Below are 13166 nucleotides of genomic sequence, written 5' to 3' on the forward strand. Positions count from 1 at the left end.
TTAAATCACCGTTAACCAAATATGTAGCACTTATTTGGTTATTTTTAGGAAGTGGACATTTTACATAAGCAGAACACTAGCTTGGTGAGTTTTATTCCAAAGAATAATCGTTACTTGATAATTAGCTAAGTTAATATTACCAAGACTACTACTAACCATGCTCTAGTAATTACAGAATCATTTGAGTTGACTTGATAATAAGGTGTATTTGACTCAATACTAACATTAACATCTTGGTTTGTTGGTGGAGGATTATCATTATCATCAGCTATCTCTGAACTTACAACTTTAATGTTTATATCCTTCTGCCAAGCTTTTGCTTCAGCAAGTTCACTTGAGATTAATAAGTTTATAGTTTCCAGCTTTGATATTATCAATCTCTAAAGCTAGACCATAAGTATCCATAGGTGAAATCTCAATATCTGCTTTTCTATAAACTTGATTACCATTTTGATTTTACAAAACTACTGTTACATTAGCAGTTGTAGAGCTATGAGACATTATTTTTGCGTTTATATAAAGCTTTTCATTCGAACTAATATTGTACTGATCTTTGAAATCCATAAAATGAAGATCATTTTTTAGGTTTTGGCTAGCCTAATGATAGTAAAAGCTAATCTCATCATATGGTTTATCTACTGTTTGATAGATATATATAGCATTGCTATTAGGGATTTGTATTATTACTATCTTTAACACCAGCAATAATCTGGTTACTAAGATACTCGATCCTAATTTTATTAATTTTTTCAGTAAGTTCTAAGAACAAATCATTTGTACTGATTGCTTTAGGAACTGTAAGTAATGGGTAATCTGTAATAGTGCCATCTTTGAATACTTGTAGTGTGATCTTATCACCTTCTTTAATTTTTTTAGTAAATTTATCGTGAATTTTGTTGCTTCAAGAGGGAATTTATCAGAAGGATTATTTTGCTGTTGGTGATCTCTTATAAATGACTAAGATCCCTATTGTTCAACACTCAACTGTTGACCTGGGTTTACATACCATTTGTTTTGATAAACTTTGCCTTCAAAGATTATTTCAGTTTCTGGTGTTGGATATGATTTAGTAGGATCGTATGTTGGTGTTCCAGACGGTTGTGAACCATTATTATTACTGCTAGAACCATCAGGTAGAATTATAGTCAAAGCTGGCTTGCTAGTTGTAAAATCTAAGTCTAGTAAGATAGAAACTCATCCTGGTGTCATCAACATCCCATTCAGCCATAATGATTTGATAACCTAACCTATTTGGTATTGTACATGTAAATGTCAGACCATCTTTAGGTGGTTGGTTAGGTGCTACCCAAGTTGGCTGAGGATCATAACAATTTAGAGGTTTTTCTCCAAAGATATCTTGATTTAGTAGTTTATCAGAGTCCCAGTTAGACTTAGTTATATAGAATTTAAAATGCTTAGTTTATGATTGGCTATAAATTGCCATTTAATCTTTAAATGTTGTCCAGGTTGAACAACAGTTTTTGCTCAACGGCTTTGTTTTTGCTCATCAAAGGCCAAAACCAGCTACATCTGCGCTTCCGATATTATTATCTAAAACACCTAAATTAAATAGCTCACCGGCTTGCTCTATTGATTGAGGCTCATATTGAGCTCTTGAACCACAATTTTTATTTTTACCTTCTTTACATAGTAATACACGAGAAGCAGGGTTTTCGGCATAGCCATACGAATATGCTTCTGAACTAATTAATAAATGCTAAGCCAGTTAGTAATGTAATTTTATTTAGTTTCATGATAAGATTCCTTATCTATATTGTTTAAAAAACACAGCTAGTAAATAAACTATCTGTAGATTTAATCATACCAATTCTATTTAAGAATCCAAAATGGTAAAAATAGCTTTGCTTTATATCTAAAATAGTTGTTGAAAGGTTGTTTTTAAGCTAAGTACATGATTTTTAGCAGAATAATAAACATATGATTAATATTTAATTAATATTATTATTTTTGAGGGAAATATATTGACATTTTGATAATTTTTCATATCTTATATAATTATTTCTTATTACTTTTGATAACTTATATAAGATCTTTATATAAAGTTGATCACAGATTCATTTGCTTGTAAATATTTCAACATTTTTTATAAATAATTTACATAATTATAGCCATACAATATAATATATGCTATATGTGGATTTCATTAACAAATATAAAAATTAAGTATACTATAAATGATAAATATTAGATTTCCTGATGGTTCGATAAGAGAGTTTGAAAAGAGTGTTAATTCTTTAGATGTTGCTAAATCAATATCTCCAAGCTTAGCTAAAACTATAATAGTTGCATATATTGATAATCAGCTCAAAGATGCAAAAGATAAGATTAATAATGATTGTGAATTAAGATTGATAACAGTAAAAGATCCAGAAGGTCTTGAAACTCTAAGACATTCTTGTGCCCATCTCTTAGCTCATGCTGTCAAAAAATTATATCCAAGTACTGAAGTAACAATAGGTCCAGTAGTTGATAATGGCTTTTATTACGATTTTTCTTTCAAAGAGCCGATAGGTGAAGCAGAATTGCTGGTTATCGAAAAGAAAATGAAAGAACTAGCAAAGAAGTCTATGCCAGTTAGTTATAGAGTAGTTCCTAAAACTGAAGCAATTGCATTTTTTAAAGCTCAAGGTGAGAACTATAAGGTCGAAATCATTGATAGTATCGCTGATGAGCAAGTAAAAATATATACACAAGGTGATTTTAGTGACTTGTGTAGAGGTCCTCATATTCCAAATACTTCAGTACTAAAAGCATTCAAGCTAACAAAGTTGGCAGGTGCTTACTGGCGAGGCAACTCTGATAATGAGATGCTGACTAGAATCTATGGTACATGCTGGGCAACTAAAGAAGACTTGGAGCAATATTTAAATATACTCGAAGAGGCTGAAAAACGCGATCATAGAAAAATTGGTAAAGTTCTCGATTTATTTCATTTCCAAGAAGACTCACCAGGTATAGCATTTTGGCATGATAATGGCGTAAGGATCTGGCGCCAAGTAGAAGACTATATGCGTGCTTCTAATAATAAATATGGTTGTAGTGAGATTAGAACCCCACTTATTGCAGATTTTCGCTTATGGCAAAAGTCTGGTCACGCATCTAAGTATGCTGAGAATATGTTTGCAGCAAAATCTGAGAATAGAGATTTTGCTATTAGACCGATGAACTGTCCTACTTGTGTACAGGTCTATAACACAAAGCTGCATAGCTATAGAGATCTACCTATAAGAATGACTGAGTTCGGTATAGTACATAGAAATGAACCATCTGGATCGTTGCATGGGCTACTAAGAGTGAGAAGTTTTACTCAAGATGATGGGCATATTTTCTGTACACTGGGGCAAGTTGAAGAAGAAGTTATTTTGATGGTACAGCAGTGTTTTGAAGTATACAAAGATTTTGGTTTTAATGATTTTGTTGTCAAGATTGCTCTTAGACCTGAAAACAGGATAGGAGATGATGAAACTTGGAATAAATCTGAACAGATGCTCAAAAATGCTCTTGATACAAATAATGTTAGCTATGAACTACTTCCAGGTGAGGGTGCGTTTTATGGTCCTAAGATTGAGTTCCATCTCAAAGATGCAATTGGAAGAAGCTGGCAGTGTGGTACTATACAGCTAGATTTCTCAATGCCACAAAGACTAGGTGCTATATATATCGATAAAAATGGTGAGAAACAGGTACCAGTTATGTTGCACAGAGCAATTGTTGGTTCTTTGGAGAGATTTATCGGTATGCTTATTGAGCACTATGCTGGAAATTTACCATTGTGGCTAGCACCGGTGCAAGTAGCTGTGATGGGAATCAGTAATAACCAAGATGACTATTGCCAAGAAGTATTTACAACACTTGAAAAAAGTAGTGTTCGCACTAAATTAGACTTGAGAAATGAGAAAATTGGGTTTAAAATACGTGAGCATACTCTTTTGCGTGTGCCGTACTTTGTTATTCTTGGTAAAAATGAGCAAGATCAAAAGATTATCACAATAAGAAAGCATAATGGTGAAGGTCTAGGACGGATGTCTATAGGTGATTTTTGTGCTTTTTTAGATAAGCAAATACAAGCTAAAGAATAATAATTTCTGCGGAGGGAAAAGATTATTAAAACTGATAAAAAAATACCTATAAATGAGCAAATTAAAGCAAAAGAGGTGCGTCTAGTGGGTGTTGATGGTAAACAAATAGGTGTTGTATCTATCAATGAGGCTTTAGCATTGGCTGAAGAGGCTGGTGTTGATTTGGTTGAAATGGTAGCAAATGCTAATCCACCTGTTTGTCGTTTGATGGACTATGGTAAGTACTTATTTGAACAAGGAAAGAAAAAAGCACAAGCTAAAAAGAACCAAAAACAGACACAGGTAAAAGAAGTAAAGCTTAGACCTGTGACTGATGTAGGGGATTATCAGGTAAAACTACGCAACCTGATAAAATTCCTTGAGAAAGGCGATAAAGTAAAAGTCACATTGAGATTCAGGGGTAGAGAAATGTCACATAAAGAGCTAGGTATGGAAATGCTTCAGCGTATGGCAAATGATGCTGCTGAACATGGTGTGATGGAACACCAACCTAAACTGGAAGGTCGTCAAATGATTATGGTTTTAGGACCAAAAAAAAAGTAGAAAATAAATATAACAACTAATCACAAAATGCGGAGTATTTAAATATGCCAAAGTTAAAAACTAAAAGTGGTGCTGCTAAGCGCTTTAAAAAGACTGGTAAGGGTGGTTTCAAACACCGTTGTGCAAACCGTGCTCATATCAACACTAAAATGACAACTAAGAGAAAGCGTCATTTAAGAAGTATAAACCAAGTAGCTAAAGTTGATACTGCTAGCTTAGTTCAACAAATGCCTTATGCATAGGTTTGTTTATCAATTTTTAAAGTGGAGATTAAATTATGTCAAGAGTAAAAAGAGGCGTAATAGCACACGCACGTCACAAGAAGGTTTTAAATCAAGCTAAAGGTTACTACGGTGCTCGTTCTAGAGTATATAGAGTAGCTAAGCAAGCTGTGATTAAAGCAGGTCAATACGCTTATAGAGACCGTAAAATTAAGAAAAGAACATTTAGATCTTTATGGATCATTCGTATTAATGCTGCTGCTAGACAACACAATATCAGCTATAGCCAATTAATCAATGGTTTAAACAAAGCTGGTGTTGAGCTGGACAGGAAAGCATTGGCTGAATTAGCAGTATATAACAAAGATGCTTTCACTGCTGTTGTAGAAAAAGCAAAAGCTGCTTTAGCTTAATTTATTGTATTGTCTAAAATAATTTTTTTAAAAATCTAAGTGAAACATCAAAACCCCTTACTTATTAAAAAACTATTTTTAATATTCTTTTTGAGTTTTGGAGTTTTGTTGTTTTTAGGCTTCAATGGTTATAAATATTTGATCTAGATAAGCTTAACCTTGTGTATATTAGGGCGAATGCTTATGTTGATGAGGATATTATTTTAGCTTGTTTTAGCTATGCTTGTATTTATATTTTAACAGTGTTTTTTTCTGTGCCTATAAAACCATTTTTGAAGATACTAGCAGGTCTTTTATTTGGATTGGCTTGGGGTTTTATAGTTTGTCTATTTGCAGCTACTGTAGGGGCAATGCTAGCTTTTTTATTTATAAAATATTGGGGTGAAACATCTACTACTAATCCAAAATATAAAATTGTCTCTAAATTTAAATCTTTAGTAGAGAATTACCCTATAACTATACTTTTTGTCGCAAGGCTATTGCCAATACCTTTTTTTGTACCAAATATATTGGCAGGTATCTTAAAGGTTAAAAATAGTATTTTCTTTTTTACTACTTTAATTGGTATCATACCTGTGACATTTATTTATGTCTGGTTTGGAGTACACTTTAAAGAGGCTGTAATTCAAGGAAGTAAAGAAAACTTTATTGATACTAAGTTTATCTTAGCTTTGGCTTTTTTAGGAGTAATGGCTTTTGTCCCTATTTTTATAAAAATAATCTTTAGAAAACTTAACAAAATGAATGATGTTAGCTTTTAAAGTTAGCTATTTTATATTGTGATATAATATTATTATAACTGAAGTTAAATCTTAATTCTTTAAATAATTTTAAAACCTTTTTTTGACTATATTGAGAAGTTAGCATCTGATTTTACTTGGAAAATACTTGTTATATTTATATGTTTAGTTATTTTATTAGTTACAGTTTTTTTATCTATGATACATATACTTCAACGAACTAACTATCAAAATATGAGTGAGCAACTAATATTCTTGTAAAACTTGATCAAATTAAACATTATACTAAAACATCTCAAGAAGTTATGAATAATATCTATGAAGGGCTTAATGATATAGTTGTTGCTAAGCTTTTTGTTATTAGTGTCTTTACAAGAATATGACAACATTATTAGTAGCCTTTACCTTGGCTTATTTTTTACTTATTATTTGTGCCTAGTTATGTTAAAGGTAATAGTGATGATACATCAAGCATTGTTAGTAGGACTCTATTTTTAGCATCGGTTATGGTGATATTCTGTTATTTTATTCCTACAACTTGGCCTATATGGATAAGGTTTGGAGCTTTTCATTTTGGATTTAATTTTATTATATTGTATTGTTGATGTGGTATGGTAATAGAAAGAAGTAGATAAGGTTTTATAGGTTACTGAAAGTAAGTATTTTACTTAAAATCTTTCAATCTCACCATTTTTCTTTGCCATAATTACTATATCAGCTGGCTTAAGAGCAAAAATACCATTTGTTACAACACCTGTAATTTGATTTAGTTCAGTTTCTAATTTTAGAGGGTTATCAATTTTTAGATTGTAAACATCTAAGATAACATTACCATTATCTGTGATTGTTTGTTCTCTATATACTGGTTGACCACCAAGCTTTACTATTTGACGCGCAACATAGCTTCGTGCCATAGGTATAACTTCTATAGGAAGAGGGAAGTTACCTAGAGTATTAACTTTTTTTGACTCATCAATGATACAGATAAACTTCTTAGCTGCAGCGCCACAAATTTTTTCACGTGTTAGAGCACCACCACCACCTTTGATAAGTTCTTTGTGATTATTACACTCATCAGCACTATCAATATATAAATCAATTTCCCCAGCGTAGTTAAGGTCAATTACATCAAAACCTAGTGCTTTAAGTTTACGAGTAGAATCTTCTGAACTTGATACTACAGTTTTAATTTTATTTCTATAGTTTACAAGCTCTTCTATTAAAAATGCTACTGTACTTCCAGTACCTACACCTAGTGTGATTTCTGAGGTAATACTTTTAGTAGCTTCAATGACTGCAAGCTTTTTTAACTTGTCTTGGTTATTTTTTTTATTAAAAAACATTTTAAAACTTTCTCTTGTTAAATATATTGCTAAAAAATACTTACCTTGACAATATAGATAATCATACATGCCAAAGCAGCGATAAATTGCCGTATTATATAGGTATTGGTAAGAATATATAACCAATTGTAACAATAATGCAGATAAAAGGTATCATTATTCTCAGCATAATATTAAACAGAGGTGAAAGTCGAGTGTTTGTATTTTTGAGTATTTCATAACTAAGTTTTTGAGCATCATAAATCCAACCAACTATCAATACATCAAATAAAAATATAAAAATAATCACTAAATGTAGTCCAAACATTTTAGAGAAGTCTATATTAGCTATACCAGATTCTATAAATGTAATAGTCATAACAAATGGTATAAGTAAAACTAGGAGCTTTGTATAAAGTTTAGAACCAATTTCGAAGATATATTTTAATGCAGCAATAAAAACAACTAAATTAAGAGTTGTAAATATTACTTCAAGAAGTAAATAATACATCGGCGAATTGAGTTTAACGATTTTGAAAAAAGTCGTGATTTGTAAGCCTTCGGTCGATTGTAAATAGCTTCTATAATTACCTAAAATAGCATATATAGTAACGCAAATGATAAATGAGAAAATTATATTATAAAAAATACTCTTAAAAGCACTAGTTTTAAGCTTACTATAATTATCATCGCCGATATTTATTATATTTTTATAGAATGCTATTGATATAAAGTTACTTAAGATTGCATATATTAGTGCTAAAGCAAACATTTGACGCAATTGACTAATCTTTTGGTAATTTAAGTCTAAAAGAAAGTCTTTAATACCTAATATTCCTTGCGGTGAATATATTACTATTAGCATTAAAATAGTAACTAAATACAAAGATATATGGGCTGTAGTTTTTAGAGTTTCATTTAAATTTAGCTTTCTTTTATTAGCTAAAATAAACATTAAAAGGATTACAATAAATACTACAAGTAGTGAGACATATATAGGTAGGTTGTTATTAAATTTGAGACTCTCATCGTTTAAGCGATCAATAGCTGAGATGTTGTCAAAAAAATCTAAAACATAAGTTGCCATGTCAAACATTATCAAAGCTACTAAAATTATTATACAACCAGTTAATAAAACACTGATGGGCCTAAACTTAGAGCTTCCGGTAATTTTATTTACTAGCTTGCTGTGTGAGTTTAAATCAGGGAAAGCTTTTTGAAAATATATTGCAGCTATATTCATTGGATAACACAGCAATATAAGAAAAACTATGTAAGCATAAAAGAATTCAAGCCCATTGTATTTAAAAACATTTGTAAAGAAGCTAAAGCTAAAACAAATTGAGGCAGAAATAAGACCTGTAACTAGAGGTGTTGAAGTTTGTTTGATGTTCATTGTGGTTCCCTATTTAGTTTAGTTACGCAGTAATTACTGCAGAAAGTTATATTTTTAATAATCTTAGTATTTTTATCTATCGATACCAAAATTATATACATTAGTGCACCAAATTGGCCAAAGCGTGGGCTTCTATTTGCTATTATAAGACTATTCATAGGGGTTACCGGCATAGACTGAAGTGTTTGGATTAACAGCCTTACGAGAATATAAACACATGTTTCAATATTTGGGTCTATAGATACTTGGATTACATTTTGTGACATACTAAATTCTTGCATATAAGCATCAATATTTTTGCCAATCCATGCTTTTTTGTTGATCTATACTATTTCTGTCTGGTAGCACAGGAAAAAAGCATAGTAACTAAGCATGCTAATATAATTATTTTGGAGTAATCTCTTTTCATATCTTTTCCTATTTTATAAAACCAGTTTTTTCATATATATAGTCAATAATGATATAGCTGCAGGAGTTATACCTGGGATACGTGATGCCTCTCCTAATGTCGTAGGCTTTTGTTCAGTCAGTTTCTGTAGAACTTCATTAGATAGCCCTTTAACTTGAGTGTAATTAAAATCTGTAGGGATAACTTTTTGCTCAAGGGTTGCTGATTTTGCAATATCTTTATGTTGACGTTCTATGTAGCCAGAGTATTTTGCTGAGATTTCTATTTGTTCTATTACAGCCTCATCTTTTAAGTTTAGATTTAGCTCAGATATTTGTTGTAATTTGCTGTAATCTATTTCTGGTCTTTTGAGTAAGTCAAATAAAGTACTTTCACGTGTCATTTTTTTATCTAAGAATTTCTCTAAATCACGAGCTTTCTGTGTTTGTGGACCTATCCAAGTGTTTTTCATCATTGCTATATTTTCATTAATAGCATTTTTCTTATTGATGAAGTGTTGTTGATCTTCTTTATTTAAAAGCCCGAGTTCACAAGCTTTATCAGAAAGACGTAAATCAGCATTATCTTCACGTAGAATCAGTCTATATTCTGCACGAGAGGTAAACATTCTATATGGTTCTTTTGTACCTTTAGTAATCAGATCATCAATTAACACTCCAATATAACTGTTTGCACGAGTTGGGTACCATGATTTGTCACTATCTAAGCTAATAGCGGCATTAATACCAGCTACTAAACCTTGAGCACCGGCTTCTTCATAGCCAGTAGTACCATTAATTTGTCCAGCAAAATAGAGATTTTTGATATGTTTTGTTTCTAATGTTGGCTTTAGATCTCTTGGATCAAAGAAATCATATTCAATCGCATAACCTGGGCGTATTATAAAAGCTTTCTCAAAACTTTTAATTGATTGAATATAGTTACATTGAACCTCAAAAGGTAAGCTGGTTGATAAACCATTTGGATACAGCTCGATACTATTTAAACCCTCTGGTTCAACAAATATTTGATGTCTTTCTTTGTCAGCAAATCTAACCATTTTGTCCTCGATAGAAGGACAATAGCGTGGACCAATACCTTCTATTAAGCCACTGTACATAGCTGATTTATCAAGGTTATCAGTAATAATTTTGTGTGTTTCGTAATTAGTGTAAGTGATATAACAAGGTATTTGTTGAGGATGCTCTATCTTACCTTTTGAGAAAAATGAGAAATAAGGAGTAGGGTTATCACCATGCTGTACTTCCATAACATTAAAATCTACTGAGCGTCTATCTATACGTGGCGGCGTGCCAGTTTTAAGTCTATCCACTCTAAATGGTAACGATCTAAGGCGTGCAGCTAGTGCATTTGATGGTTGATCTCCTGCTCTGCCACCAGGATTAGAGACTTTACCAATATGTATCTTACCACCTAAAAATGTACCAACAGTAAGCACTACCTTTTTGGCCCTAAATGTAATTCCTGTTTTTGTAACAGTACCACAAACGGTATTGTTTTCAACAACCAAATCATCAACAGAATCTTGAAAAATATCAAGATTTTCTTGATTGTTGATAAGAGAATTTATAGCTTTTTTGTACAATACCCTATCTGCTTGTGCTCTTGTAGCACGTACAGCAGGGCCTTTACGTGAGTTGAGTATTCTGAATTGGATACCAGACATGTCAATAGCTTTTGCCATAATACCACCCATAGCGTCTATCTCTTTGACTAGGTGACCTTTGCCTATGCCTCCGATAGCCGGATTACATGACATTTGCCCAATAGTGTCAATATTGTGAGTTAGTAGCAGTGTCTTCGCGCCGATACGAGCTGAAGCTGAAGCAGCCTCAACACCTGCGTGACCACCACCAATAACTATAACATCATAAGTGAAATCATAAATCATAATAAGATAACTGTAATATGTAATTTCTAGCATATAAATTTTACTACATTTTATTCTAAAAAATAACTACTGAAATGATATTAATTATCTAAGTTTTACAATATGATTTAGGCTACGCTTTAAATACCTTAATTTAGTTTTTTTGTGCTTAGTTTAAATGAAGTTTATTCAAAATACATTGATCAAGATCCAATGCTGATTTTTCAGGATGGTGCTGTAAAATGTGTAGTTATACTTTTCTATTTTTTAGCGATAACTTCATTTTTTAATATCAATAAGAATTTGATTAGTGTGTCTATTTTATTTATCGCTAATCTAAGTGGGAATATTTTACTCGGGAGTATACAAGCTAAGCGTATAGTGTTTGTGATGTATTTAATTTCGGCAATAGTTGTTATTAATCTTTCAGCCTATGTACATAATATCTTTGAAAAAGATTTTATACTTTATTGTATTTGTGGTTTTTGTTGCGTTTTGGATTAGAAGATTTGGTGAGGCTTTTACAATATTTCCGATAATGGTAGTAGTTAACATGTATATGTTTTATTAGATTTACATTAGCAGAATATAATCATCTAAGTTTTACATTTACTGCAATACTTATAGGCTTAGCTTTTTACATTTTGATTATCAGAAACTATAAGATTATGAAGTCCGAAGATATCAAAAAAATAGTTCATGAGTTTATGTGCTTATATATAAGAAATTATCTAAATACTTTTGATAAAGCAAAGAGTGGAAAATTTACACAAACAGATATAGTAAGCGTGAGTAATCTAAAGTATCAGAATATAAATTCATTAAAAAATCATGGCTTGATGTTTTTACGCAAGAATACTCAAGAGAGCTGGAGATATTTAACTCATAACTTTATAGTCTTTAATAGATTAACACCAAAGTTTATCTTAAGTTATAAAAGACTAAGCTCAAATTATGTACTTTTGGGTTTTGAAGACAATCATGAAATTAAAGAGCTTTCACAAGATTTAGAAAGAGTCTTTAAAGAAACATTATTCTTGATGTTATATGTCCAAAAGAAAGCAGAATTATTTAAGAAAAAAGTGATGATATTGAACATTTGAAGTATAAATTAGAAATTGGTTATATCCAAAAATATCAGTCTGATAAACAAAAAAGAAAGTTGCTTTTCGATTGTATATTGCTACTAGATGATATGTTTATTAGTTTAAAGAATATTAAAGAGGCATATTATGATCTTTTTTTAAAGATAGAACTATAGATAAACTATCTGATACGACACTACTAGCTTATAGGGTTTTGATCGCTTCGACATTAGGATTAGTTATTTGTTACTCATCTTTAGTTATAGTGGTGATAGTGACTTTAGTGATAGAATATATTGGGTTGTTATAGCTGTAGTAAGTGTTGTAGCTAGTACCAGTACTAGTGTTGTATATACTCGAGTAAAAGCGATTATAATATTTTCGCTCCTAGAAACATCCACAGGCTCAGTAATATTAATGTTAGTACAAAAAAGTACACCTGATAACTTCACTATAGTAGCAAGCAATATTGTGCGGTATGGCTTTAGCATTATATATCTATACATTATTTGTTAATTTATGTAGCTAGTGTTTTCTTAATTCATATTTATTTGGTGATGTTTTTTGGTTTATTTATCGGTTGAGACAAAGAGTTTTTTTAGTACGGATTACTTGTATAGCTATCGGTACTATTTGTATTGTCTTAATTACTTTTCTAACTCGAGGGCAGAAATACAGAATTCTCTTTAATAAGGAAATGTATAGTTTATATGGCGAGCTAGAAAAACTCGTAGATGATGTTGATAAAATTGTCAAAAACCGCAGGCTTATTTCATTGATTGAACAAACTATTAAGCTTAATGAAACACTTTTAAATGCCAAATGTCAGTTTCCAACGATAAAAAAATATTATGAATATAAAATATAATTGTCTTGATTGATGAGTTGCTAATTCAATCTAAAAACATATAGAACCTTATTTATCCGGCAAAAAAACATAAAGATGATTTATCATAAAGAGTTAATTGATCATACTAAGCAACAAGTTAGAAGAAATTTTAAAAAAATAACAATTCGTTATGATAAGATTCTTTACCAATATATATTAGGTAGGTAAATTTTTAAAC

General features: G+C 31.1%; 7 protein-coding genes and 7 pseudogenes. 8 read left to right on the forward strand and 6 right to left on the reverse strand.

All coding sequences use genetic code 11. From position 1 onward, the window contains the following. Positions 1–125 precede the first annotated feature (125 nt). On the reverse strand, positions 126–377 hold the full coding sequence (locus tag C9379_RS08605) for a hypothetical protein (RefSeq protein ID WP_425536905.1): 252 nt from the start codon (positions 375–377) through the stop codon (positions 126–128). Positions 378–1024: 647 nt separating this feature from the next. Between C9379_RS08605 and C9379_RS08610 the strand changes: the two genes are divergently transcribed. Next, positions 1025–1246, forward strand: a complete 222-nt coding sequence (locus C9379_RS08610) for a hypothetical protein (RefSeq protein ID WP_425536919.1) — start codon at positions 1025–1027, stop codon at positions 1244–1246. On the opposite strand, the pseudogene C9379_RS08615 reads toward C9379_RS08610, so the two are convergent. Next, positions 1160–1708 (reverse strand): annotated as a pseudogene (locus C9379_RS08615) (lytic polysaccharide monooxygenase). The gene C9379_RS08610 and the pseudogene C9379_RS08615 overlap by 87 nt on opposite strands. 487 nt (positions 1709–2195) lie before the next feature. On the opposite strand from C9379_RS08615, the gene thrS reads away from it, so the two are divergent. From thrS to C9379_RS00630, 5 genes and pseudogenes are all read left to right on the forward strand, one after another. Next, positions 2196–4100: a threonine--tRNA ligase gene (gene thrS, locus C9379_RS00610; RefSeq protein WP_143385123.1), complete on the forward strand. Its 1905-nt coding sequence runs from the start codon at positions 2196–2198 to the stop codon at positions 4098–4100. 6 nt (positions 4101–4106) lie between these two features. Beyond that, entirely contained in the window at positions 4107–4643 is a 537-nt protein-coding gene (gene infC, locus C9379_RS00615) for a translation initiation factor IF-3 (RefSeq protein ID WP_143385122.1), read from the forward strand. Positions 4644–4687: 44 nt separating this feature from the next. Continuing rightward, positions 4688–4885 carry a 50S ribosomal protein L35 gene (gene rpmI, locus C9379_RS00620; protein ID WP_143385121.1) on the forward strand — a complete coding sequence of 66 codons (198 nt, stop codon included), beginning with the start codon at positions 4688–4690 and terminating at the stop codon, positions 4883–4885. A gap of 35 nt (positions 4886–4920) precedes the next feature. After that, the gene (gene rplT, locus C9379_RS00625) at positions 4921–5277 is read left to right on the forward strand and encodes a 50S ribosomal protein L20 (protein WP_143385120.1); all 357 of its coding nucleotides are present in this window, start codon (positions 4921–4923) and stop codon (positions 5275–5277) included. Between the two features lie 39 nt (positions 5278–5316). After that, positions 5317–6038 (forward strand): annotated as a pseudogene (locus C9379_RS00630) (TVP38/TMEM64 family protein). A 647-nt stretch (positions 6039–6685) separates the two neighbouring features. Here C9379_RS00630 and rpiA read toward each other — a convergent pair. The 4 genes and pseudogenes from rpiA to mnmG all read right to left on the reverse strand — a co-directional run bounded on the left by rpiA (position 6686) and on the right by mnmG (position 11035). Further along, positions 6686–7360 carry a ribose-5-phosphate isomerase RpiA gene (gene rpiA / locus C9379_RS00635; protein WP_143385119.1) on the reverse strand — a complete coding sequence of 225 codons (675 nt, stop codon included), beginning with the start codon at positions 7358–7360 and terminating at the stop codon, positions 6686–6688. 1 nt (position 7361) lies between these two features. Further along, a pseudogene (locus C9379_RS00640) lies at positions 7362–8735 on the reverse strand (SLC5/6 family protein). Further along, a pseudogene (locus C9379_RS00645) lies at positions 8732–9144 on the reverse strand (hypothetical protein). The pseudogenes C9379_RS00640 and C9379_RS00645 overlap by 4 nt, the downstream one beginning before the upstream one ends. A gap of 8 nt (positions 9145–9152) precedes the next feature. After that, positions 9153–11035, reverse strand: a pseudogene (mnmG, locus tag C9379_RS00650) (tRNA uridine-5-carboxymethylaminomethyl(34) synthesis enzyme MnmG). Between the two features lie 144 nt (positions 11036–11179). Here mnmG and C9379_RS00655 point away from each other — a divergent pair. Both C9379_RS00655 and C9379_RS00660 read left to right on the forward strand, forming a co-directional pair. Further along, positions 11180–12275: pseudogene (locus tag C9379_RS00655) on the forward strand (hypothetical protein). Then, positions 12272–13156: pseudogene (locus C9379_RS00660) on the forward strand (FUSC family protein). The pseudogenes C9379_RS00655 and C9379_RS00660 overlap by 4 nt, the downstream one beginning before the upstream one ends. Positions 13157–13166 lie beyond the last annotated feature (10 nt).

This window comes from Francisella-like endosymbiont (genome assembly GCF_003069505.1).
In the GTDB taxonomy this organism is placed as follows: domain Bacteria; phylum Pseudomonadota; class Gammaproteobacteria; order Francisellales; family Francisellaceae; genus Francisella.